The sequence below is a fragment of the Kaistella polysaccharea genome, from assembly GCF_020410745.1.
Classification (GTDB): Bacteria; Bacteroidota; Bacteroidia; order Flavobacteriales; family Weeksellaceae; genus Kaistella; species Kaistella polysaccharea.
In genome coordinates, this window is the sequence record NZ_CP084528.1 from 81,129 (window position 1) to 105,374 (window position 24,246).

The following is a 24,246-nucleotide window of genomic DNA, read 5'->3' on the forward strand; positions in this document are numbered from 1 at the left end:
AGAAATAAGTTAATTAGTCCTGAAGATCTTCTTCAATGGAATTGGATTCTGCTTCGATAACTGCAGGTTCGTTGTGAATCCATTTTTTCTTTTCAGACATATAATAAATCAATGGAATCACAATCAATGTTAAGAGCGTCGAAACGATCGCTCCAAATACCAATGAAATTGCCAATCCTTGGAAAATAGGGTCGAATAAAATTACGACAGCTCCAATCACAACCGCTCCGGTTGTTAAAAGAATCGGTGTCGTTCTCACTGCTCCGGCTTCGATGATCGCTCGTTTTATGGGCGCTCCTTCTTTCAATCGAATTGCAATAAAGTCAATCAAAAGTATCGAGTTTCGCACCATAATTCCGGCTAAAGCAATCATTCCAATAAACGATGTTGCGGTAAAGAAAGCGCCTAACAGCCAGTGTCCGAGTACAATCCCAACCAACGAAAGTGGAATAGGGATCATCATCATAATTGGCGTTTTGAAGTTTTGGAACCAACCCACTATCAGCATATAAATAATCAGGATTACCACTAAAAATGCAACACCCAAATCTCGGAAAACTTCCAACGTAATTTGCCATTCACCGTCCCATTTCACGGTGTAATCTGATTCGTCTTTTGGCGCGTTCATATACAATTCGTTCAAGGAATATCCCGCTGGAAGTTTGATGTTTTTTAATTTTTCATCCATTCCGAGAATCGCATACGCCGGACTTTCTAATCCTCCCGCCATATCTGCCAGAATATAAACCACGCGTTTTTGGTCTTTTCTGTAAATTGATTTTTCTAAAGTTTCGCGTTGAACTTTTACAATATCACTCACCGGAACCATTCCTGCCTGACCTTTCACTTTTAAATCAGTAATGTCAGAAATGCTGGTTTTATCACCATCATTCAGTTTCATTACGATGTCAACCGCGTCATTTGATTTTGGGTCAAATAGATTACCGACCGAATGTTCGCCAATCAGATAAGTAAGATTTCCAACAATTTGTTGAGGTGCAATACCGTTCAACATTGCTTTTTCTTTATCGGCTACGATTTTAAATTCTGTCTGTGGAGATTCAACCATCCAGTCTACGTCAACGACATCATCGGTATTGATTAGGATTTTCTTAACTTCATCGGCAATTCGAACTTGCTCGTCATAATCTGGTCCGTAAACTTCCGCAACAATAGTTGATAAAACGGGTGGTCCAGGTGGAACTTCTACGATTTTCACATTTGCGCCATATTTTTTAGCAATCTTGTGAATTTCTGGACGAATAATTTTCGCCACATCGTGACTTTGATTTTCTCGATCTTCTTTATGCAAAAGATTCACCTGAATATCTGCAGTATTGCTGCTTCCACGCATATCGTAATGACGAACCAAACCATTAAAGGTAATCGGCGAAGCGGACCCAATATAAGATTGGTAATTCACTACTTCCGGCACGGTTTTCAGATATTGTGCAATGTCTTGAGTTACTGCAGCAGTCCTTTCTAAAGTCGTTCCTTCCGGTAAATCGATCACAACTTGCACTTCATTTTTATTATCAAATGGAAGCATTTTCACCGCCACCCATTTTGCCGCAAATGCAAACATCGAAATCATCAATAAAACACCCGTAATTCCGAGCATGGTCCATCTTTTTCTTTTATTATCAAGCAAAGGCTGCTCAATCTTTTTGTAAATTTTATAGATGAAACCGGTTTCTAAACCTTGCTCTTCTTTATGTTCCTCGCTGTCTTTTACTTTTAATAAATGGAAACCCAAATAAGGGGTAATCGTTAAGGCCACAAAAAGAGAAAGCAACATCGCAATCGAAGCACCAATCGGCATCGGCGACATATAAGGTCCCATCATTCCGGATACAAATGCCATCGGTAAAATCGCTGCAATTACGGTGAATGTTGCCAATATCGTCGGGTTTCCAACTTCATTAATAGCGAAAATTGCGGCTTGCTTAAACGGTAATTTCTTCATGTGGAAATGCCGGTGCATATTTTCCGCAATAATAATACTGTCGTCGACTACGATTCCCACTACGAAAACAAGGGCGAAAAGTGTAATTCTATTCAGCGTATAACCCAACATGTAATAGGCGAAAAGCGTTAGTGCAAATGTTAATGGTACTGAAAAGAACACAACTAAACCGCCTCTCCATCCCATTGCAAGCATCACCAAGAGCGTCACTGCAACAATCGCAATTCCCAAGTGGCTCATTAATTCAGATACTTTATGAGAAGCCGTTTCACCGTAATTTCGCGTCACTTCTACATGCACATCATCTGGAATCAAAGTTTTCTTTAAAGTTTCAACCTGATCCAAAACTTCCTCCGAAATTTTCATCGCATCGGCACCTTTTACTTTACTAATAGAAAGCGTCACGGCAGGATATTCTGATAAAAAACTCTTGCCTTTTTCAGTTGCGTTTCCGTAACCGAAATTCACGTAATTTTTTGTTGAGGAAGGTCCATCTTCAATTTTTGCCACTTGTTTTAAATAAACCGGCATATTTTGAGAAGTCCCAATGACCAGGTTTCCAACATCTTCCGCAGAATTTAAAAATTCGCCCGTCGTTACCAAATATTCCTGATCGTTGCTCGCGAAACTTCCAGATTGCGAACTACCATTATTGGCCTGAATCATCTGCATAATTCCCAATGCATCAACATTGGATTCTGCCATTTTATCTTTGTCAACGATTACTTGCAACTGTCGACTTCTTCCGCCAATCACGTTGGTTAGGGAAACGTCTTTAATTTTTTTGACTTCTGAAGCAAGTTCTTCGGTCATTTGTCTTAACTGAAAATCGCTGTATTTTTCACTCCAAAGCGTCAATCCCAACATCGGCACATCGTCGATGGAACGGGTTTTAATTAAAGGTTCGTAAACTCCTTTTGGAAAGATGTTTTTATTTTTCATCATCTCATCGTAGAGTTTCACGTAAGAACGCTCGGTGTCTTCACCCACGTAAAACTGCACGATAATCATGGCTTTTCCATTCATCGCCATACTGTGAACGTGCTCGACTCCTTTGATGTTTGAAATGATTTTTTCCAAAGGTTTCACCACGCGATTTTCTACTTCCGTAGGATTTGCGCCGGGATAACCAACCATTACGTCGGCCATCGGAACAATAATTTGTGGTTCCTCTTCTCTCGGTATTAATGTCGAACTGTACATCCCAATCGCCATCAACGCGACCATCAACAGAATTGATAGTTTTGAATTGATGAAGACTTCGGCAATACGTCCTGCTATTCCTTGTTGCATAATTTTAATTTAAATAATTGAGGAGATTATTGTTTTACTTTGGCTCCGTTATAGAGTTTTCCGTTTGCTGAGACGATGTAAGGTTCCTTGGAAGTAAGTCCAGATAAAACTTCGACCTGATCACCAAAATCTTTTCCTATTTTCACCCAGCGAAGAACTGCCGTATTTTTTGAACTTATAGTGTAAACTCCCGTCAACTGACCTTTTTCTACCAATGCAGATTTAGGAATCATCACGCCTTCCTGAAAATCCTGGTTCACTTTTCCAGAATTTTTAAATGGAAATTGAATATTGACAAACATTCCCGGCAATAAATTTTGACTGCCCGAAACATTGACTTTCACCATATATTGTCCACCCGTATTCGTGGAAGATTTGCTGATTTCTGCAACCGTTCCACCCACTTCCTGGTTCGTCGATTTCAAAGTAATTTTTACCGGCATTCCTTGAGTGATTTGGGTAATGTTTTGTTCCGAAACCAAAACTTGTGCTTGTAAAGCAGAAGGTGATTCGATTGTAAGTAAAGGCATTCCCGGACTTGCCATATCGCCTTGTTCTGCATATTTCGCCGTGATTACTCCGGAAATGGGTGCCGTAATATTCGTGTAGCGATACTGAGAATTCACTTCGCTTTTCATCGCTTGTGCGGCTTGCAAACCGGCTTGAGCCATTTCGTAGCGCGCTCTCATATCATCGAGTTCTTTTTGAGAAGCACTTTGATTTTTATATAAATTCGAGAAACGCTCGTAATCTTTTTTAGCAATATTAAAACTTGCCTGTGCTTGAGAAATTTGCGCATTGGCTTGTCCGCCTTTTGCCTGAATATCTGTGGAATTAATGCTTACCAATAATTGTCCCGCACTTACATTTTGTCCAACTTCGGCTTTCATTCCCGTGATGTAACCCATCATTCTGGTGCTTACATTCACGGTGTTCTTCGCGACTAATTTTCCACTTGCGCTTGCATAACCACCTTCGGAATTATTCCCGGATTGATTCACGGTTACTTGAATTGGAGTCTGCTTCAGTGTTGCATCTTTTTCGTCTGCCGAGCAACTCATGGTTAATCCTAAAAGTAGGACGGAGTAAACTAATATTTTCATTTTATAGATTTTTGAGGTTAGATTTTAGAAGTTAGATGTGAGAAAACTATAGGTTAGAATATTGTCTAATGTCTAATTTCTCATATCTAAGTTCTATCGTAAAAATTTAAAGTATTCCAGCGCCGAATTATATTCGAAAATCGCCTGTTGATATTCAAGTTTTTTCTGAGACATTTGAGTTTCTGCAGAAAGTAAATCAGAAGATTTTTCTAAACCTTGATCGTATCTGTTTTTACGGATTCTGTAGGCTTCTGCACTTTGATCCCAAGATAATTTGGTTAAGGAAACCTTGTTGTCCGCATCTAAAACTTGGCGATACGATTTGTTGAGTTCTAACTGATTTTGTTTTTGATATTGCTGAATTTCGGTTTGTGCTTTCGAGAGATCTGCTTTGTAAACTTCTTTTTCGCTTTTGGCTTTATACCCATCGAAAACATTCCAGGATAATTGTAATCCGACCAAGTAGCCATTACCGTTGAATTCGTAGACTTTATTATCATTTAATTCAAAACTTCCAAAGGCATTTAATTTGGGTAAAAACTTTGCATCTGCAGATTTCATCATATAATCGTAGGCTTCCAAAGATTTCTCGTAGGCTTGCAAATCTTTTCTGTTTCCGTTGAGTTTTGGATTTTGCTCTAAGATATTTTCCTGATAAAAAAACTCGTCGATTGGTTTGAACACTTTATTTTCGGAATCTTCATTCAATAAAAAATAGAGATAATCTGAAGCATTTCTCACATTCGATTTTGCATATTGAATTTGACTTTCAATCTCAGAAACTCTTACGTTCATGTACAAAACTTCAGATTTCTGGATCATTCCGTTTTTGTAATAATTATCAATCACTTTTTTGTTGGCAAGCGTTGTATTTTTGGCTTCTTCTAAAACTTTCACAACTTTATATGCCATTTGTAATTGCAGATAGGCTTTATTCAAATCAAACTGGAGATATTCTTTGGTGCGTTCTGCTTTTATTTTCAAAACATCCACTTTCACTTCGCCCGCTTTTTTCTGATAAATGGCATCTTTATTAAAAATCGGTTGCTGCACTTCTAATTTTGTCGCAAAATTGAAAATGTTATCAGGATTATTTAATTGTTCTGGATCGAAATCCATCATCGTAATTCTGGATTGATTGAGTTTTGTTCCGAAAGCCATTAAAGGACTATTCGTCGCAGTTCCCGTGTAAGACGCAGTTACGTTGGGTAAATATATGGCGCGAGTTTGCAACAAACCGGCTTGTGCAGAATTCACTTCATCATTCGCCAATTTCACGGAGAGGTTTTGACCTTCAATTCTGGATTCTAAATCTTTTTTAGAAATCTGAATGGTATCCTGAGCGAAAAATTTTGTTGATATAAATAGTAGAAATAATACTTTTTTCATGTGTCATTTATTTGATGACAAAAGTATTGCAGTAAATTATCGTGCACAGTGACAAATGTTACAGTGAATCTATTAATAGTGAAAATTAGCGGTTATTGTGTCGCACGGATTTCACAGATTTACACGGATGAATCTTTTACTTTAGAAGACAGAATTTTACTGATTATAAAATCTGTGCAAATCCATGTAATCCGTGTGCGTAAATATTTTAAGAATAAATTTTCCCGTTTCGTAGGAAGTGATATCTTTAACATCAATTTAAATCATCTAAACTTTTCACTTTCTTGAACTGTGGAAACTTTTAAAATAGTAAATCTTAAAATGACAAAAAATATCATGAATAGACTCATTAGATCAACGTTCTTATCATTCCTTCTAACGGTTCCTTTCCTTTCTGCAAATGCACAGACTACGGTGAAAGCCGTCCCTGTTTTTGAAAATGGACAGGCTCAAATTGTTCCAGAATTTACCGATGCTGAAAAATGGATCAGAACTGATCTTTGGGTGGAAACTTCATTTGACACCGATGGTGATGGCAAGAAGGATCGGATGTACGTGGATGTGACGCGACCTTATCAAACCGAAACAGAGGGATTGAAACTACCAGTAATATATGAATCGAGTCCTTATTATTCTGGGGTCGCACCAGATGTAGAAGGTGGTTTTTGGGATGTTAATCATGAATTGGGACAAGCTGGAAAAGCGCGTGTTCACGCAGAAGTGGTTCGAACAGGTAAACGTCCAATTATTTCAAACTCCCAAATTGCAACTTGGGTTCCAAGAGGTTTTATTGTGGTTCATTCCTCCTCTCCAGGTACTGGTTTATCGCAAGGTTCACCGACCGTTGGAGGCGAGAACGAATCTTTAGCTCCAAAAGCGGTTATCGACTGGCTCAACGGACGCGCAAACGGATATACCTCTGCGGACGGAAATGAAAAAGTGAAAGCCTACTGGGCGACTGGAAAAGTAGGCATGACGGGAACTTCTTATAATGGAACCATTCCACTTGCCGCAGCGACGACAGGAGTAAAAGGTTTAGAAGTGATCATTCCGATTGCTCCAAACACCTCTTATTATCATTATTACCGGTCCAATGGATTAGTGCGTTCTCCCGGAGGTTATCTAGGTGAAGACATCGATGTTTTGTATGATTTTATTCACAGTGGAGATGAATCGAAACGCGCTTACAGCAACGCGAAAATTCGGGACACCGAAATGAAAAACGGTCAAGATCGGATTACGGGCGACTATAATGATTTTTGGGCTGGACGTGATTATCTTAATCAGATGAAACCCATGAAAGCTGCCATGTTAATGACTCATGGCTTCAACGACTGGAATGTAATGCCGGAGCATAGTTACCGCATTTATAAGAAAGCCAAAGAAATGGGTTTAGAAACCGCAATTTATTACCACCAAAATGGTCACGGCGGACAGCCACCATTGGAAATGATGAATAAATGGTTCACCCATTATTTATTTGGGATTGATAATGGAATCCAAAAGGAAGAAAATAAAGCCTTTATCGTTCGGGAAAATGATGATGTTAATAATCCAACTCCGTACAAAGATTTTCCAAATCCGGAAGCGAAACCAGTTTCTTTTTATTTAACGAAAGGTGCACCAAAAGTTGGTGGTTTAACAACCATCTCATCATCCAATCAAGGGAAAGAAACCTTAGTTGATAATTATTCATTTACGGGTGAAAGTTTAGCCAGAGCAGAAAATACCGATCACCGTTTATTTTATGTTAGTCCAAAACTCACAAAAGATGTTCATCTATCTGGAGTTCCTCAGATCACCATTAATTTAGCCAGTAGCAAACCTGCAGCAAACTTATCGGTTTGGTTGGTTTCACTACCGTGGAATGAAGGAAGACAAACAAAAATTACGGACAATATCATTACCCGTGGTTGGGCTGACCCACAAAACCATGCATCAATTAGAAAAGGGGAACCGTTAATTCCAGGAAAATTCTATAAAGTTTCTTTCGATTTACAACCCGATGATCAAATCATTAAAAAAGGCCAACAAATAGGATTATTGATTTTTTCCAGTGATAAAGAATTCACCTTACACCCAGAGCCAGGAACCAAATTGACAGTTGATTTGGAAGGCACTCAATTAACATTACCAATTGTGGGTGGCCAGAAAGCGTTTTCGGATGCAATCAGTACTAATTAAATTTAGTACGTCTATTAAAACAAATGAAACCTCGAGTAATCGGGGTTTCATTTTTTAATATATGAGGGTTTGTTTTTAAATGGTAACAATCGTTGTATTCATCGTGATTTTCGATTTAATCGAATTCGAAATCAAGCAATGTTGTTCTGATTTTTGCAAAACGCGTTCTGCTTTTTCGCGATCACTTTCATTGATGATTGTAACGGTTGGTTCTAAGATAACTTCTGTCATTAAAAACTTCCCTTCTACCTGTTCCAATTTTCCGCTGGATTTACAAGAGAAACCAGTAAATTCTAATTTAGAGTTTTCCGCGATGGATAAAAAAGTCGTCATCAGACAACTCGCAACTGCTGAAGTAAATAAATGTTCCGGAGACCAAATTCCTTCCACGCCTTTTGGAAATTGTGGCGGAGTTGCAATCTCTACTTTAGTTAACAACTCTGGCGAAGACATTTCTCCTTGTCTGTCTTTCGTCCACGAAATATTTACGTTATAAAAATGTGCATCCATGATTTTATATTTTACCGTTTAAACTTCCCCAACCGCCGCCATTATGAACGTCGGTATAACCGTTATTCAAAAGAATCGTTTTCGCAGATCCACTTCTCATTCCAGAAGCGCAACACGTAATAATGGTTTTGTTTTTATCCTTTAATTTTGAAAGATTATTTTGAAGTTGATCCACCGGAATATTGATGGAACCTTTAATATGTCCACCCGCAAATTCGCCTTTGCTGCGAACATCAAGGATAACTGCGCCTTTTTTTACAAGGTCTGCGTAATCTGTTTTTGTGAAGCCAAAAAATTGATTAATAGTATCTAACATAATTTTGAGTATTTGATTGATTTAATACTGCAAATTTAGGTCAGCAAAGTTCTAGCTACAGTAATCTATATCACAGAAGCTCAATTTTATTTCGGGAAAGAATAAGAAGATGGTCTTTTTCCATTTGTTTCAAAACTCGGCTTGTTGCTTCACGTGTAATTCCAAGTTCATCCGCCAATTGCTGATGAGTTACCGAAATTTCTTTGGAATTGTATAATTGAGATTTCTGTTTGATGAGGTGTAAAAGTCGGGTATCAATTTTTTGAAAAGCCACAGAATTCACCACGTCGAGTAATTCCTCAAAACGTTTTTGATAGAGATCAAAAATAAATTCCGTCCAGTCTGGATATTTTTTTACCCATTTTTTGGCTTTATCAGCGGGAATCAACATGATATCTGCGTCTTCTTCTACGATCGCTTTTATTTTCGAAGTTTCGTTCTTCATTCCTGAAAGAATAGAAACAATGCAGCTTTCGCCAGGCGTTAGATAATAAAGGAGAATTTCGCGACCGTCTTCTTCAGTTCTAATGACTTTAATACTTCCGGAAATAACCACCGGAATATGTTTGATATACGAATCCATATTGACGATGGTTTCGCCGGCTAGAAAATGTTTCAGGTTGCCGGAATCTTCAATTTCTTTAACTAAATCAGACTGGAAAATATCATTTAAAATCATAACTTAAAGGTAATAAAATATACAAAATATATCATGTCAATAAAAGGGACATTGTCATTCCAATTCTATGGCTATAATTATATAATAAAAATGGGAGTTCGTTTTTCTTCTATATTATGAAAGTCAGCTTTTTACCCATTTTAAAAGTGTTTATTGAAAAATTTTTGAACTAAAAACGTTAATAATTACTAAATTTTTATATTTTTGGGAATCTTAAACAAATAAAAAATGTCAAATCTTTGGAAAACGAAATCTCTAAGCCAGCTTTTGGAAACGGCAGAAGACTCCGAAAAGGGGTTGAAAAGAACGCTGAGCGCCACTTCTCTTGTAGCTTTGGGAATTGGAGCGATTATCGGAGCGGGTTTATTTTCTTTAACAGGTATTGCGGCTGCAGATAATGCAGGACCTGCCGTAGTATATTCCTTTATTTTAGCCGCTCTCGGGTGTGCATTTGCAGGTTTGTGTTATGCAGAATTTGCCTCTATGATTCCTGTCGCAGGTAGTGCATATACGTACTCTTATGCGACAATGGGTGAATTTATGGCCTGGATTATCGGGTGGGATTTGGTGTTGGAATATGCGCTTGGAGCCGCTACAGTAGCAGCTTCCTGGTCGCAATATGTGGCTAAGTTTATGTTGAGTTTTGGAATCACTTTGCCAAACGCATTATTACATGGACCTTGGGATGAAACTCCAGGTTATGTTAATTTGCCTGCAATATTAATTATATGTCTACTTTCCTTACTTTTAATTAAGGGAACAAAAGAATCGGCTTTAATAAATAATATTTTAGTAATCCTGAAGGTTACCGTAGTTTTAGTATTTATCGCGCTAGGATGGGGTTTTATCAATCCTGCAAACCATACACCTTTCATCCCAATTAATCAGGGAGAAGTTTTAATGGACCAAGGTAAAATGAGCTTTTTTGAATTTTTCAAAAGTGACTATTTCGGCCATTACGGGTGGAGTGGAATTTTGAGAGGAGCAGGTGTTGTATTCTTTGCGTTCATCGGTTTTGATGCGGTAAGTACCGCAGCCCAAGAAGCGAAAAACCCGCAGAAAGGAATGCCGATCGGTATTATCGGTTCATTGATTATCTGTACCATATTATATGTCCTGTTTTCTTATGTACTCACAGGTTTAGAAAATTATGTAAACTTTAAAGGAGACGCAAGTCCAGTGACTACCGCTTTTGCTAAAACGGGTTATACATTCCTTAACTCCGCTTTAACCATCGCAATTATTGCAGGATATACCTCAGTAATGTTGGTAATGTTAATGGGGCAAAGCCGTGTTTTCTACAGCATGAGTGTTGATGGATTATTGCCAAAATTTTTCAGCGATGTAAGTGAAAAAACGCACACGCCGTGGAAAACCAATATTATCTTTATGATATTTGTAAGTCTTTTCGCAGGATTTGTACCGGTTTCGGATCTGGGTCACATGGTAAGTATCGGGACTTTGTTCGCCTTTTCCCTAGTATGTATCGGTGTGATCGTGATGAGAAAAACAAATCCAGATGCCGTGCGTGGTTTCCGCGTTCCATTGGTTCCGTTTTTACCAATTCTTGGGGTAATCATCTGCGTCGCTTTGATGGCTGGATTACCGATAGAAAGTTGGGAGCGTCTAGGAATTTGGCTCGCGCTTGGATTGCTTATTTATTTCTTCTACAGTAAAAAACATTCTAAAATGAATGACCATAAATAAATTAAATCCCACCTTTATGGTGGGATTTTTATAATAGGTAATACTATGAAAAGATTTCTTCTCTTTAATTTCTTTCTCCTCAGTTTTTGGAATTTTGCCCAAAAAATAGAAATTCAAACTTTATTAAAAGATAATATCTCAATACGCGCTTTGCAGATTGATGATGGTAAAGTTTGGTATTCCGGCACGGAGTCTAAATTTGGGTTCGTCAGTTTAAGTGATTCTGCAGATAAAAAGCAGATGAGATTGTCGGAGAAGAATTTACAGTTTCGAACCTTAGCCCAGAACAATACTGATTTTTACGCTATTAATATAGAAAGTCCTGCTTACTTTTTTAAAATTAATAAGTCCACGCTTCAGTCAGAGATTATGCATACTGATTCTTCTAAAAATGCCTTTTACGATGCCTTATATTTCCACAGAAAATATTTTTACGCGTTTAGCGATCCGGAAGACAATTTAAAATTGAAATTTGCGAGATTCTCGGATTGTAAAAATTTTAAAATCAAATTTCTGGATAAAGAACTTTTAGAATTGAAAAAAGGTGAAGCCGCTTTTGCCGCGAGTAATACCAATATTGCATCCTCTAAAAAAAATATGTGGGTAGCAACGGGTGGAATGGCTTCCAGAATTATTAAAATAAATTTAAGAACTGGGAAAATGAAGTTGATAGACACTCCGTTCATACAAGGAACCTCCTCGCAGGGAATTTATTCCATCGACTTCTATAATGAAAATTTTGGAATCGCAGTTGGCGGTGATTACACCAAACAGGCAGAAAATATTAATAATATTGCTACTACAATTGATGGTGGGAAAACGTGGCAAATTCAGGCGTCCGGAAAAAATGGCGGTTACAAGACCTGCGTCAAATTCAGACCGAGATCCAAAGGAAAAGACATCATCGCAGTTGGTGATCAGAATATAGAATTTTCTAATGATTATGGTAAAACCTGGAAAACGATTTCCGAGGAACAAGGTTTATATGTTTGCGATTGGGTTGATGAAAACACATTGGTTTTCGCGGGAAAAAATAGAATCATCAAAATGAAGATTGATACTACATTTCTGTAAAATTATATCGAAGATCATTTCTTAAAACCTGAGAAAACTCATCATAAGTATTTAGAACTTCTATGTCTTCATTTCAGCACTCCTAACTTATTTCGTATTTTTGCAAAGTGAAATTTCAAAATGAATTTCTGAAATCTTTCTAAAAAATATAATTCGAAATGAATTCTTTGATCGATAAATATAATATTCCCGGACCTCGATATACCTCTTATCCAACCGTTCCTTTTTGGGATGATGCCAGTTTCACGAGCGATCTTTGGCAACAATCTGTTCTCCGTACCTTTAATGAAACCAATGATTCTGAAGGAATTTCCGTTTATATTCATTTGCCATTTTGTGAAAAACTTTGTACGTTTTGTGCTTGTCATAAGAGAATTACGAAACAACATTCCGTAGAAACGCCGTACCTGGAATCTGTTTTAAAAGAATGGGCTTTATACGTGAATTTATTTGGCAGAACTCCGAAGATTAAAGAACTCCATTTAGGTGGCGGAACACCCACTTTTTTTTCGCCGGAAAATTTGCGAATATTATTAGAAGGTATTTTTGCCAAAGCAGAAATTGCCGAAAATCCAGAATTTTCTTTTGAAGGACACCCGAATAACACGACCAGAGAGCATTTGCAGACTTTATATGATTTAGGTTTCCGACGTGCAAGTTTCGGTGTTCAAGATTACGATCCGCAAGTTCAGAAAGCCATCAATAGAATTCAGCCTTTTGAAAATGTAAAGAATGTGACTGAAATGGCGCGTGAAATTGGTTATAAAGGAGTTTCTCACGATTTGGTTTTTGGACTTCCTTTCCATACTTGGGAGAAAATGGAATTTACGATTCGAAAAACTTTAGAATTAAAACCAGACCGATTGGCGTTCTATTCCTACGCGCACGTTCCTTGGATTAAAGGCGTTGGACAAAGAGGTTTCGATGAAAATGATTTACCAAGTGGCGAAGAAAAAAGAAAGCTTTATACCAATGGAAAAAAACTGTTGGAAGAGTTAGGCTATATTGAAGTGGGAATGGATCACTTTGCGTTGCCGCACGACGATCTTTACCAGTCGATGGTTTCGGGCGATATTCACCGTAATTTTATGGGATATTCCTCCAGTAAAACCAAGTTAATGGTTGGTTTGGGAATGTCGGCGATTTCAGATTCCTGGTATGCTTTTGCGCAGAGCCATAAAAGTGTGGAGGAATATCAGAAAATCGTCGAAGAAGGAATTATTCCAGTCGTAAAAGGTCACGTTTTGAATGATGAAGATTTAATCATCAGAAAACATATTTTGAATTTAATGTGCCGTTTAGAAACTTCGTGGGATTTACAAAATAGTTTTCCAGAAATCGAAAATTCCTTAGAATCATTGAAAGAAATGGAAGCTGATGGTTTGGTTGAGATTTCAGACAATACCATAAAAATTACGGATAAAGGTCGTGCGTTCACCCGAAATGTCGCCATGACTTTTGATTTAAGAATGCTGCGAAATAAACCCGAAACGCGAATTTTTTCGATGACGATATAATACAGAAAGCGACTTGAAAAAGTCGCTTTTTTTGTTTAATAATTGATGAAGTTCGTTACCTCATTGATTTATAATTTCTCATCATATTTTACTATCTTTAGGGGAATAAAGTATTTTAAAACTTCCTTTTTATGACCATTTCCAACAGTACGCTCGACGACATTCCAGAAATTTTCCGACTCTACGATCTTGCAACGGATTATCAAAAAACTGCATTTCCCGGAAATGTCTGGCCAGAATTCGACCAGGATTTTATCGCGACAGAAGTCATTGAAAACAGACAGTTCAAAATAGTGATCGACGATAAAATTGCCTGTATTTGGGCGATTACGTATAATGATGAACAAATTTGGGAAGAGCGGGAAAACAATGATGCGATTTACCTTCATCGCATTGCTACAAATCCAGATTTTAGAGGTAATAATTTTGTTCAGCTTATCGCCGACTGGTCTAAAGATTTCGCCAAAAAAGAAAATAAAAAGTTCGTGCGAATGGATACATGCGGACAAAATGATCGCCTGATTAACCATTATAAAAGCTGTGGATTTAATTTTTTAGGAATGAAAAAACTGAAAAATTCTTCTGAATTGCAAGCCCATTATCATGACGCAGATGTCTGCTTCTTTGAGATCGAGATTCACTAATGATCAAACATCGTCTTCTTCAATTTAGAGTGAACATCAGTATAAACTTAAAAATTAATGATTGACTTTATCGGCGACATTCACGGACATGCAGACAAACTCGAAGAATTACTGCTGAAATTGGGATATTCGAAACCCAATAATTTCTACGTGCATTCAGAGCCAGATAGGACCGTTTTGTTCGTTGGTGACTATATCGACAGAGGTCCGAAGATCAGAGAGACTTTAGAAATTGTAAAATCGATGGTTGAAAATGGAAGTGCCATTGCATTAATGGGTAATCACGAATACAACGCAATTTGTTTTCATTTTCAGGAAACTGACGGTGGACATTTAAGAAAGCATCTCATTAAAAATATTGTTCAACATTATGAAACGCTTAAGCAATTTCAAAATCGACAAAAAGAATACGAAGAATATTTAGAGTGGTTTAAAACGTTGCCACTCTTTTATGAAACTGAAAAATTTCGCGCCGTTCATGCTTGTTGGGACAGGAAAATAATTGATTATTTAAAAACCAGATTGGTGAATAATTGTTTGACAGATGAATTAATAATCGAATCGGTAAAACAAGGTACGGAACTGAATGAAGCCATTGACCAAACCTTAAAAGGCAAAGAGATTAAGTTGCCAGAAGGATTATCTTTTACTGATAAAGATGGAACGGAACGAAATGAAATCAGAATAAAATGGTGGGAAGATCCGGCAGAAATGACTTATAAAGAAATCAGCGTTGAGCCTCTGGAAAATCTACCTGACACCAAAGTTGATTTGAATTTTTTAAAAAGTGCGGATTATTACAAACAAGATCAAAGGCCAGTTTTCTTTGGACATTATTGGCTGAAAGGGAAACCTTTATTAAATAAGGAGAATGTTTGCTGCTTAGATTACAGTGTCGCGAAAAACGGCTATTTAGTTTCCTATAGGTTTGCGGGAGAATCTAAATTGAGAAAGGAAAATTTACAGTTTGTCTAAATTTTCTATTTTATAATCGTAAATTTATACGTCATGTTATTAATAAATCAACCATCGGAATTCTCATTATGAAAACAGATATCAACATCGACAATTATCTAGATTCCCATTACATTCACCGCAGCAATTGGTTAAGAGCCGCAGTTTTGGGCGCAAATGACGGAATAATTTCCGTATCCAGTTTAGCCATCGGTGTGGCAGCAGCAAGTACAACAACAGAACCCATTGTTTTGGCAACGGTTGCCGCTTTGGTTGCCGGAGCTTTATCAATGGCAGCCGGCGAATATGTTTCGGTAAGTTCCCAAACTGATATTGAAACTGCAGATATAGAGCGAGAAAAGCAGGAATTAAAAGACATGCCGGAAGAAGAACTGAATATGTTGGCGCAAATCTATGAGCAACGTGGTTTGAAAAAAGAAACTGCGATGCAAGTTGCCTTAGAATTAACGGAATTTGATGCTTTAGGCGCGCACGTTCGGGATGAATTGGGGATCAACGAAATTAGTCAGGCAAATCCAATTCAGGCAGCTTTAGCATCGGGAAGCTCTTTTGTTGCCGGTGGTGTTTTACCGCTTTTGGTCGTACTTTTCGCACCGCTCCAAGGAATGGAATACTGGCTTTACGGTTTCACCATTGTTTCGCTTATTATTTTGGGAGCCCTTGCCGCAAAAACTGGGGGTTCAAGTATATTAAAAGCTATCCTACGAGTGACGGTTTGGGGGACAATTGCCATGGGATTATCTGCATTTGTAGGTTATCTTTTTGGTGTTAATGTTTAATTTTTCCGCACTATAATATTCATTCCTTCTCAAACTTTGCAAGGAACTAATTTATTGAATTGACTTTTTTGTTGAAAAATTAACTGATATTTTTAGACTTCTGTGCGTATTACCATCCCTAAAAAATTAAATCATGAAACAATTTATTCTAATTCTACTTGTTTTTGCAATCAGTTCCTGCACGCAGCAAACCGATGAAAATAAGATTTTACAAGAGCGTGTTAATCCATTAGATAAAAAAGTTGCAGACAGTTATACACCCGGTTTCGGCGAGTTTATGAGTGGGATCCAGATTCATCACAATAAATTGTGGTTTGCAGGTCAAAATGAAAACTGGAAACTGGCTGACTTTGAAATTCATGAAATCATGGAAGCCATCGATAATATTAAAAAATACCAACAGGAAAGAAAAGAAAGCGAAATGATCGACATGATTAATCCCGCGTTAGACAGCGTTAATTTTGCAATTAAGAAAAAGAATCCGGCACTATTTAAACGCAGTTTTATTTCCCTCACACATACCTGCAATCAGTGTCATCGTACTACCAATTTCGAATTTATTGTCGTAAAGATTCCGGATCAGCCACCATTTAGTAATCAAGATTTTATGAATCAAGTGGGAAAATAATGGGCGAATTGTTTTAAATATAATTAATGAGTGAAGAAGGTAACTTAAGGGAAATCGCAAAACTTTTTCTAAAACTCGGAATTATTGGTTTCGGCGGTCCTGCTGCACACATTGCCATGATGCAGGATGAAGTAGTGGTCAAAAGAAAATGGTTAACAGAGCAGCATTTCCTTGATTTGATCGGAGCTACCAATTTAATTCCCGGTCCCAACAGTACCGAAATGGCAATTCATATCGGCCACGAGAAAGGCGGTTGGAAAGGATTAATAATCGCGGGACTTTGTTTTATTCTGCCTGCTGTTTTTCTTACCGGCATTTTTGCCTGGCTGTATAAACTGTACGGGCAACTTCCGGAAGTTCAACCATTTATTTACGGAATAAAGCCAGCGATCATCGCGATTATTTTGGGGGCTGTTTATCCTTTAGCGAAAAGATCTCTAAAATCGATAGAATTAGGAATTATCGGACTCGTAGTTTTACTGGGTTCACTCTTTAATTTCTATGAAATCTACCTCATGTTTGGAGCAGGATTTTTGGCTCTATTTCTGGCGTACATTAGAAATAATAAATTAAAAAATATCCACAATTTCCTTCCATTAACATTTTTAGAAATCGTCAATACAGGTTTTCTATCGGCTACCAATGCAAAACTCTTTTGGATATTTCTAAAAATTGGTGCGATCCTTTACGGCAGCGGATATGTGCTTTTTGCGTTTATTGATACTGAATTGGTTTCGACCGGAATTATTACAAGACAACAACTCATCGATGCCATCGCGGTTGGACAGTTTACGCCGGGACCAGTTTTTTCTTCCGTAACATTTATCGGGTATCAAATCAACGGATTGTCTGGTGCGATAATTTCAACGATTGCTATTTTTCTGCCGTCTTTTGTTTTTGTGGCGTTCCTTAATCCTTTGGTTAAAAAAATGCGAAGTTCTGTATTGTTTTCAGCATTTTTAGATGCGGTAAATGTGGCATCGGTTGCCATAATTATTTCGGTTTGTTTCGCGATGGGAAAAGATTCTATTAATGACTGGCGCACAATTGCAATTGCAATTTTAAGTATTGCAGTTACTTTTCGCTACCGAAAAATAAACAGTGCATTCATTGTTTTAGGCGGTTCATTGATCGGATATTTATTGACATTTACTTAGAATAATAAATCACGATTTATGGAAAAACAGCAATAGATTTTGGTTTTGAATTGGATGTAGAAACATTTTCCTTAAATTTCGCACATTAAAATTTTAATACATTAAAATTTTTATTTTATCGTTTTTAAATGCGTTTGCTCGTCGTTTAAAAAAAAATTAAGAATTAAAATTCCCTCTAATATTTCCCCATAAATTATGTCAGCAGAAAAAAAAACTCCAGAAAAAGTAAGGCTTCATATTCGAAATAAAAACAGAGAAAGATATGATTTGGATGCATTGATAGTTGCTCAACCTGATTTAAAAGATCATATAAAACCCAACAAATTCGGGGAGAATTCCGTTGATTTTGCAAATCCTGAAGCGGTGAAATTATTAAACAAAGCGCTTCTCAGTCATTATTATGGCATTAAAAACTGGGATTTTCCAGATGAAAATTTGTGTCCGCCAATTCCGGGAAGAGCAGATTATATTCATTATATGGCAGATCTGCTGGAGCAGAGTAACTTTGGAACTCTTCCTGAAGGTGCTCAAATTACCTGCCTTGATATTGGTGTTGGGGCGAGCGCCGTTTATCCACTCATCGGAGTTTCCGAATATGATTGGAATTTTATCGGATCAGACGTTGATCCAAAATCGATAGAATCTGCAACAAAAATTGTGGATGCAAATTCAACCTTAAGTGATAAAGTGACGCTGAGAATTCAAGAAAATTCAGATCAAATTTTTAAGGGAATAATTTCTGAGGACGAAAAAATCGATTTATCGATTTGTAATCCACCTTTTCACGCATCGGTTGAAGAAGCCGAAAAAGGATCTCGGCGGAAAGTTCAGAATCTCTCCGGCAAAAAAATTATAAAACCAGAACTTAATTTTGCAGGCCTCAGCAGCGAACTGGTTTATGAAGGCGGCGAATCTGCTTTCATTCACCGAATGATTTCCGAAAGTAAAGATTTCTACCAGAACTGTTATTGGTTTTCAACTTTAGTTTCAAAACAATCAAATTTGAAAGGAATCTACAAAGCACTGAATGATATGGAAGTTACTGGACTTAAAACAATTCCGCTTGGCACAGGCAACAAATCTAGCCGAATTATCGCCTGGACTTTCCTCTCTAAAGAAGACCAAAAAGAGTGGCGGGAATCCCGTTGGAGAAAGAAACAATAATTTAGTCAGGAAACGACAATTTTCCTTTTAACAATTAATATTTCATTAAATGATCATCATAATTGGCGCGGGTTTGTCGGGCCTGTTGACGGCATATCGCTTAAATAAGGCGGGAATTGCCTTTAAAGTTCTTGAAGCACGCTCAAGATTGGGTGGCAGAATAAATACCGTTTTTGGGAGTGAAGATACCCCTGTAGAAATGGGTGCCACATGGTTTAGTTCACCACATACAAATTTGATTTCACTTTTAAACGAGTTGGGTTTAGAATACTTCGAGCAACATATGGATGAAGCCGTGTTTTTACAGCAAAATCCTCAGTTTCCTGTGCAGAAGATGCAAATTCCGAAACAGCAACCGAGTTATAGAATCTCAGGTGGAACGTCGAAACTAATTGAGACGTTGTATAAAAACCTGGAAGTTGAAGATGTACTATTCAATCAAGCGGTAGAACATATTCATTTTCAAAACCATGCAGTTCAGATTATTGCAGATGATACTTTTATAGGAACACATGTTGTGCTCGCAATTCCGCCAAAGTTGTGGGCAAAAATAGATTTTGAACCAAAATTACCTTCGGAATTACTTGCTATTGCAGCGCAAACCCACACGTGGATGGAAGATTCGATAAAAATTGCTTTGACTTATGCGCGACCTTTTTGGCGAGATGAAAATATACCGGCAACTTTCTTCAGCAATTCCGGACCTGTAACCGAATTTTATGATCATTGTAATCATGAGCGTTCTAAATACGCACTTTGTGGTTTCATGAGTTCCAATTTTAAAAATCTCAATTCTGAAGAACGCCGTAATTTGGTGATGAAACAACTAAAAAATGTTTTTGGAATTCAGGCTGAAGGATTTTTAGATTATCAGGAATGCATTTGGAGTCGCGAAGAATATACTTTTTCATCTTCTAGTTATTCAATTTATCCGCATCAAAATAATGGAAACCCGATTTTCTCTCCCTCTTATTTTGAAGATCGAATGGTAATTTCTAGTTCCGAGTCCTCGGCAGAATTTCCTGGATATATGGATGGCGCGGTCTATTCTGGAAATTTAGCGGCAGAAAAATTAATTTCAGCATCCCAAAAATAGATCATGGTTTCAGTAGAATTTGATAACGTAATCTAGAAAAATCCTTTATTAAATTCGATCTACTTAAAAGTTTTTAGGGAATTATTTCAGTAAATTAGTTCCTCGGAATTTTAATCATTTCTTATAAATCAAACTGATAAATCACCTTAAAAATGGAATCCAGAATAAACGTCTCAAAAGTAGATCCCAAAGCCTACGAAGCCATGATTGGTTTAGAAAAATATCTCGCTCAAAGTGGATTGGATAAGAACCTTTATGAACTGATAAAAACCAGAGCGTCGCAGATCAACGGTTGTGCTTATTGCATTAATATGCATACGCGGGATGCCATAGAACTTGGAGAAACACCACAGCGTTTATATTTATTAAATGCCTGGCGGGAAACAGAACTTTTTACCGACAAAGAAAGAGCGGTTTTAGCCTTGACCGAAGCCATGACTTTAATTACAGATGGGAACGTTCCCGACGATATTTATAAAGAGGCTGAAAATCATTTAACTCCAAATGAATTATGCGCTGTTATCATGGCCGTAGTCGCCATCAATGGTTGGAACAGAATTGCGATTACGACCAGAATGCCTTTAGATTAAAGAATTTAATTTCTTGTATTTTAAATTTTTAATAATTTCTAAAAAATACAAATCCTTTCCCGAGTAAAACGTTTCTGCGAACGTAATTTATTGGCATCAATATTAAAACTCTTTGCGCTGTTTTGTGTTTAAATGGATTTTTATTAAAAGTGCAGATGCCTTTATCATAAATAATTAACAATCTTTATTGTGAATACCGACGAAATATTATTAAAACTAACCGAATTAAATAAGACCAGTCAATTACTCGAAACGCCCGAATCCGAACGTTTAGAAATGATTGAAAACGTAACCGATTACGCCAATCAATTTATCGCTGGACTTTCTTCTGTTAAAGCGTTTCAAGATAAAGAGGCCACGTCTTTAGAAATAACAAATCAAAAAAGATCGCTCCCAGAACTTCTCGATTTGTATCAAAAGCAAGTTGCAGAAACCGGCATCAACGCAGCCTCGGGAAAACATCTCGGTTATATTCCGGGCGGTGGCGTTTTTACTGCAGCACTGGCTGATTTTATTGCTGCCATTACCAATCCATATGCCAGCGTTCATTATGCGTCTCCCGGTGCAGCAACGATTGAAAATGAAGTCATTAATTGGCTAAAAAACGTCTTCTCATTTCCCGAAAGTTCCGTCGGTTGCTTGTCTTCTGGAGGTTCCATTTCTACCTTGATTGCATTCACTGCCGCACGAGATCACCATAAAGTGAAGAATGAACTTATACCAAAAAACGTGGTTTATTTAAGTGAACAGGTTCATCATTCCACGCAAAAAGCCTTACGAATTATCGGATTGGAAGATATTGTTATTCGTTATATTTCTCTGGATTCTCATCATAAAATTAAAACAGATTCTCTAGAAGAACTCATTCAAAAAGATATCGCTGCTGGACTTCAACCTTTCATGGTCGTTGCGACCGCGGGAACTACTGATACCGGGGCGATTGATCCTTTAGACGAAATTGCCGACATCGCACAAAATTACAAGATGTGGTTTCATGTAGATGCGGCTTACGGTGGATTTTTCATCCTGACTTCTAAAAAAGAACTCTTCAAAGGAATCGAAAGAGCAGACTCTATGATTATCGATCCGCACAAAGGATTGTTCCTGCCGTACGGTGTTGGGGCGGTTTTGATTAAAAACAGTACTGCCGTTTTACACTCCAATTATTATACGGCGAATTATATGCAAGATGGAGCACAAGAAGAAATGCTGAAGAGTCCCGCCAATGTTTCCCCCGAATTGACCAAACATTTCCGTGGACTTCGCGTTTGGTTGCCTTTGCAAATGCATGGGATTGAGCCTTTTATCGCGTGTTTGGAGGAGAAATTATTACTCGTTCAATATTTTAGAAATCAATTGGCAGAACTCGGTTTTTGTTTAGGACCAGATCCCGATTTGTCGGTCAGTTATTTTTGGTATCCTTTCGAAAATGAGGCTGATGAAAAAAATAAACGACTGATGGATGCAATTCACGCGGACGGTTCTGTCTTTTTATCTTCCTCAATCATCGATAATCGTTTCGTTATTCGGATTGCGATTTTGGCTTTTAGAACGAAGAAAGAGATTATTGACGAAGCTGTAGAAATGATTAAAAATTGTTTGGCGAAAGTAAAATAGTTCAATTTAACACATCTAAATAATACCTCTCTTGAATATTTTTAAGAGACGTTTTTTATAAGTTTTTTGGGCGTGTCTTTTCTTTTTTTTTGCCAGCGCAATCCCCTCAAAAAAAAAGAAAAGTCGGTATCCGGTTCCCACTTTTTTGCTCCACTTCGTTCCGCAAAAAGAGTTCCACCTTCTCCCTCACGCGAGGGATTGTATTTTATCTTAAAGTGAGGTGTAAACCAAGGATCGCTGATCAAATTTGTGTAAGCGGTTAATTAATAATAACTTGTATCTCAAACTTATCATGATGAAAACACAAATTCCGTTTTATGCTTTAATTTTTGCATTGGTTTTATCTTCCTGCAAATCTGTAAATACAGCGTCAACTGTGCCTAAAGATGATGGTAAAATAACCATCACTTTCGTCCAAATCAACGACGTTTATGAAATTGCTCCCATGCAAGGCGGTAAAATTGGTGGAGTAGCGCGCGTAGCCACTTTGAAGAAGCAAGAACTCACCAAAAATCCCAATACGGTGATGGTGATGGCAGGCGATTTTCTAAGTCCGTCTGTTTATAACAGTCTGAAGTATGACGGCAAACGTATTCGCGGAAGACAAATGGTAGAATCCTTAAATGCTGCAGGTTTAGATTTGGCAGTTTTTGGAAATCATGAGTTTGATATTAAGGAAGATGAATTGCAGGACAGAATTAATGAGTCTACATTTAAGTGGATCGCTTCCAATACTTTTCACAAAACAGCTACTGGTGTTTTGCCGTTTGTAAAAATAACTTCCTCGGGCAAAGAACCTTTTCCTGAAACCTATATTATGAATATTCAGGATCAAGATGGTACCAAAGCAAAAATTGGATTTATCGGTTTGACCATTCCGTTTAATAAAGCAGATTACGTAACCTATACCGATAAATTTGCAGCTGCTGAAAAATTGTACAATCAACTCAAGAATTCCTGCGATGCAGTTGTCGCCATCACGCATCTTGCGGTAGCCCAAGATAGTATTTTGGCACGCCGATTACCAGGTTTAGCTTTAATTATGGGCGGGCACGAACACGATATGCAGTTTAAAAAAATAGGTGACATTTATATCACAAAAGCGCACGCCAACGCCAAGTCAGCTTATGTTAATTACCTCACGATTGATGTGAAAAATAAGACCAAATCTGTCATTCCAGAATTACGGATGATTGACACCTCCATTGCAGAAGATCCCGCGACAGCACTGGTGGTGAAAAAATGGATGAATATTGGGGAAACTAATTATGAAGCACTTGGTTTCAATGCGCAAAGAGTAGTCCGAGAAGCGGGCGAACCTTTAGATGGCCGCGAAGAAATGATCCGAAGTGGAAAAACAAACTTAACACGAATTATAGTTTCAGCGATGGAGAAAGCGGTTCCGACTGCTGATGTAGTGCTTCTTAATTCCGGCTCAATTCGCGTGGATGATGTTCTTCAAATGCCGATTACCGAATATGATATTATCCGAACTTTACCTTATGGTGGATCGATTATGGAAGTGGATATGAAAGGAAGTCTCCTCATTAAAGTTTTAGAAGCTGGCCGTAATAATGTTGGTTCCGGCGGTTTTCTTCAATATTCTTCCGCAGTCAATTATAATCCGGCAACGAAAATCTGGACTTTGAAAGACGCGCCAATTGATTTGAAAAAATCTTATCATGTAGGTTTAGCGGATTTCTTAATGACCGGTGGTGAAGCAAATATGGGCTTTTTAAACAAAGACAATCCTGATATTAGTAAAATTTATCCGGCGCCCACAAGTTCTTCTGATATAAGATCTGATTCAAGACTCGCAATCATTAAATATCTATCAGAAATGGGGAAATAATTTTAA

20 protein-coding genes are annotated in these 24,246 nt (G+C 37.6%); 14 read left to right on the forward strand and 6 right to left on the reverse strand.

Annotated features, from left to right (window positions below):
* Positions 1-13: 13 nt before the first annotated feature.
* The 3 genes from LC814_RS00340 to LC814_RS00350 all read right to left on the reverse strand — a co-directional run bounded on the left by LC814_RS00340 (position 14) and on the right by LC814_RS00350 (position 5,751).
* Entirely contained in the window at positions 14-3,259 is a 3,246-nt protein-coding gene (locus LC814_RS00340; RefSeq protein WP_226064367.1) for an efflux RND transporter permease subunit, read from the reverse strand.
* A 26-nt stretch (positions 3,260-3,285) separates the two neighbouring features.
* Positions 3,286-4,362, reverse strand: coding sequence for an efflux RND transporter periplasmic adaptor subunit (locus tag LC814_RS00345; RefSeq protein ID WP_226064368.1), 1,077 nt, complete (start codon positions 4,360-4,362; stop codon positions 3,286-3,288).
* A 93-nt stretch (positions 4,363-4,455) separates the two neighbouring features.
* Positions 4,456-5,751: a TolC family protein gene (locus tag LC814_RS00350; RefSeq protein ID WP_226064369.1), complete on the reverse strand. Its 1,296-nt coding sequence runs from the start codon at positions 5,749-5,751 to the stop codon at positions 4,456-4,458.
* Positions 5,752-6,087: 336 nt separating this feature from the next.
* On the opposite strand from LC814_RS00350, the gene LC814_RS00355 reads away from it, so the two are divergent.
* The gene (locus tag LC814_RS00355) at positions 6,088-7,935 is read left to right on the forward strand and encodes a Xaa-Pro dipeptidyl-peptidase (RefSeq protein WP_226064370.1); all 1,848 of its coding nucleotides are present in this window, start codon (positions 6,088-6,090) and stop codon (positions 7,933-7,935) included.
* 75 nt (positions 7,936-8,010) lie between these two features.
* Here LC814_RS00355 and LC814_RS00360 read toward each other — a convergent pair whose 3' ends face one another.
* The 3 genes from LC814_RS00360 to LC814_RS00370 all read right to left on the reverse strand — a co-directional run bounded on the left by LC814_RS00360 (position 8,011) and on the right by LC814_RS00370 (position 9,440).
* A complete protein-coding gene (locus tag LC814_RS00360) occupies positions 8,011-8,445 on the reverse strand; it encodes an OsmC family protein (RefSeq protein ID WP_226064371.1) in 435 nt (144 codons plus the stop codon).
* A gap of 4 nt (positions 8,446-8,449) precedes the next feature.
* The gene (locus LC814_RS00365; RefSeq protein ID WP_226064372.1) at positions 8,450-8,761 is read right to left on the reverse strand and encodes a rhodanese-like domain-containing protein; all 312 of its coding nucleotides are present in this window, start codon (positions 8,759-8,761) and stop codon (positions 8,450-8,452) included.
* Between the two features lie 70 nt (positions 8,762-8,831).
* Positions 8,832-9,440: a Crp/Fnr family transcriptional regulator gene (locus LC814_RS00370; protein ID WP_226064373.1), complete on the reverse strand. Its 609-nt coding sequence runs from the start codon at positions 9,438-9,440 to the stop codon at positions 8,832-8,834.
* 228 nt (positions 9,441-9,668) lie between these two features.
* On the opposite strand from LC814_RS00370, the gene LC814_RS00375 reads away from it, so the two are divergent.
* The 13 genes from LC814_RS00375 (at position 9,669) to LC814_RS00435 (ending at position 24,240) form a co-directional block, all read left to right on the forward strand.
* Positions 9,669-11,147 (forward strand): amino acid permease, encoded by a 1,479-nt coding sequence (locus LC814_RS00375; RefSeq protein ID WP_226064374.1) that lies wholly within the window; start codon positions 9,669-9,671, stop codon positions 11,145-11,147.
* A 45-nt stretch (positions 11,148-11,192) separates the two neighbouring features.
* Positions 11,193-12,221 carry a WD40/YVTN/BNR-like repeat-containing protein gene (locus LC814_RS00380; protein WP_226064375.1) on the forward strand — a complete coding sequence of 343 codons (1,029 nt, stop codon included), beginning with the start codon at positions 11,193-11,195 and terminating at the stop codon, positions 12,219-12,221.
* Between the two features lie 158 nt (positions 12,222-12,379).
* Positions 12,380-13,738 carry an oxygen-independent coproporphyrinogen III oxidase gene (gene hemN / locus LC814_RS00385; RefSeq protein ID WP_226064376.1) on the forward strand — a complete coding sequence of 453 codons (1,359 nt, stop codon included), beginning with the start codon at positions 12,380-12,382 and terminating at the stop codon, positions 13,736-13,738.
* Positions 13,739-13,869: 131 nt separating this feature from the next.
* Entirely contained in the window at positions 13,870-14,382 is a 513-nt protein-coding gene (locus tag LC814_RS00390; protein ID WP_226064377.1) for a GNAT family N-acetyltransferase, read from the forward strand.
* 57 nt (positions 14,383-14,439) lie between these two features.
* On the forward strand, positions 14,440-15,357 hold the full coding sequence (locus LC814_RS00395) for a metallophosphoesterase (RefSeq protein WP_226064378.1): 918 nt from the start codon (positions 14,440-14,442) through the stop codon (positions 15,355-15,357).
* 68 nt (positions 15,358-15,425) lie between these two features.
* The gene (locus LC814_RS00400) at positions 15,426-16,136 is read left to right on the forward strand and encodes a VIT1/CCC1 transporter family protein (protein ID WP_226064379.1); all 711 of its coding nucleotides are present in this window, start codon (positions 15,426-15,428) and stop codon (positions 16,134-16,136) included.
* Positions 16,137-16,269: 133 nt separating this feature from the next.
* Complete coding sequence (locus LC814_RS00405; RefSeq protein ID WP_226064380.1) at positions 16,270-16,764, forward strand: hypothetical protein; 495 nt, start codon at positions 16,270-16,272, stop codon at positions 16,762-16,764.
* A gap of 26 nt (positions 16,765-16,790) precedes the next feature.
* Positions 16,791-17,921: a chromate efflux transporter gene (gene chrA, locus LC814_RS00410; protein ID WP_226064381.1), complete on the forward strand. Its 1,131-nt coding sequence runs from the start codon at positions 16,791-16,793 to the stop codon at positions 17,919-17,921.
* A 195-nt stretch (positions 17,922-18,116) separates the two neighbouring features.
* Positions 18,117-19,085: a 23S rRNA (adenine(1618)-N(6))-methyltransferase RlmF gene (gene rlmF / locus LC814_RS00415; RefSeq protein ID WP_226064382.1), complete on the forward strand. Its 969-nt coding sequence runs from the start codon at positions 18,117-18,119 to the stop codon at positions 19,083-19,085.
* 49 nt (positions 19,086-19,134) lie between these two features.
* Complete coding sequence (locus LC814_RS00420; RefSeq protein WP_226064383.1) at positions 19,135-20,181, forward strand: flavin monoamine oxidase family protein; 1,047 nt, start codon at positions 19,135-19,137, stop codon at positions 20,179-20,181.
* Between the two features lie 152 nt (positions 20,182-20,333).
* The gene (locus LC814_RS00425) at positions 20,334-20,771 is read left to right on the forward strand and encodes a carboxymuconolactone decarboxylase family protein (RefSeq protein ID WP_226064384.1); all 438 of its coding nucleotides are present in this window, start codon (positions 20,334-20,336) and stop codon (positions 20,769-20,771) included.
* A 189-nt stretch (positions 20,772-20,960) separates the two neighbouring features.
* Positions 20,961-22,388, forward strand: a complete 1,428-nt coding sequence (locus LC814_RS00430) for a pyridoxal phosphate-dependent decarboxylase family protein (protein WP_226064385.1) — start codon at positions 20,961-20,963, stop codon at positions 22,386-22,388.
* Between the two features lie 292 nt (positions 22,389-22,680).
* Entirely contained in the window at positions 22,681-24,240 is a 1,560-nt protein-coding gene (locus LC814_RS00435; RefSeq protein ID WP_226064386.1) for a bifunctional metallophosphatase/5'-nucleotidase, read from the forward strand.
* Positions 24,241-24,246: the final 6 nt, after the last annotated feature.

Coding starts and splice junctions, on each gene's coding strand:
- LC814_RS00340 (WP_226064367.1), bottom strand. CDS start 3,259: ATGCAACAAGGAATAGCAGGACGTATTGCCGAAGTCTTCATCAATTCA.
- LC814_RS00345 (WP_226064368.1), bottom strand. CDS start 4,362: ATGAAAATATTAGTTTACTCCGTCCTACTTTTAGGATTAACCATGAGT.
- LC814_RS00350 (WP_226064369.1), bottom strand. CDS start 5,751: ATGAAAAAAGTATTATTTCTACTATTTATATCAACAAAATTTTTCGCT.
- LC814_RS00355 (WP_226064370.1), top strand. CDS start 6,088: ATGAATAGACTCATTAGATCAACGTTCTTATCATTCCTTCTAACGGTT.
- LC814_RS00360 (WP_226064371.1), bottom strand. CDS start 8,445: ATGGATGCACATTTTTATAACGTAAATATTTCGTGGACGAAAGACAGA.
- LC814_RS00365 (WP_226064372.1), bottom strand. CDS start 8,761: ATGTTAGATACTATTAATCAATTTTTTGGCTTCACAAAAACAGATTAC.
- LC814_RS00370 (WP_226064373.1), bottom strand. CDS start 9,440: ATGATTTTAAATGATATTTTCCAGTCTGATTTAGTTAAAGAAATTGAA.
- LC814_RS00375 (WP_226064374.1), top strand. CDS start 9,669: ATGTCAAATCTTTGGAAAACGAAATCTCTAAGCCAGCTTTTGGAAACG.
- LC814_RS00380 (WP_226064375.1), top strand. CDS start 11,193: ATGAAAAGATTTCTTCTCTTTAATTTCTTTCTCCTCAGTTTTTGGAAT.
- hemN (WP_226064376.1), top strand. CDS start 12,380: ATGAATTCTTTGATCGATAAATATAATATTCCCGGACCTCGATATACC.
- LC814_RS00390 (WP_226064377.1), top strand. CDS start 13,870: ATGACCATTTCCAACAGTACGCTCGACGACATTCCAGAAATTTTCCGA.
- LC814_RS00395 (WP_226064378.1), top strand. CDS start 14,440: ATGATTGACTTTATCGGCGACATTCACGGACATGCAGACAAACTCGAA.
- LC814_RS00400 (WP_226064379.1), top strand. CDS start 15,426: ATGAAAACAGATATCAACATCGACAATTATCTAGATTCCCATTACATT.
- LC814_RS00405 (WP_226064380.1), top strand. CDS start 16,270: ATGAAACAATTTATTCTAATTCTACTTGTTTTTGCAATCAGTTCCTGC.
- chrA (WP_226064381.1), top strand. CDS start 16,791: ATGAGTGAAGAAGGTAACTTAAGGGAAATCGCAAAACTTTTTCTAAAA.
- rlmF (WP_226064382.1), top strand. CDS start 18,117: ATGTCAGCAGAAAAAAAAACTCCAGAAAAAGTAAGGCTTCATATTCGA.
- LC814_RS00420 (WP_226064383.1), top strand. CDS start 19,135: ATGATCATCATAATTGGCGCGGGTTTGTCGGGCCTGTTGACGGCATAT.
- LC814_RS00425 (WP_226064384.1), top strand. CDS start 20,334: ATGGAATCCAGAATAAACGTCTCAAAAGTAGATCCCAAAGCCTACGAA.
- LC814_RS00435 (WP_226064386.1), top strand. CDS start 22,681: ATGATGAAAACACAAATTCCGTTTTATGCTTTAATTTTTGCATTGGTT.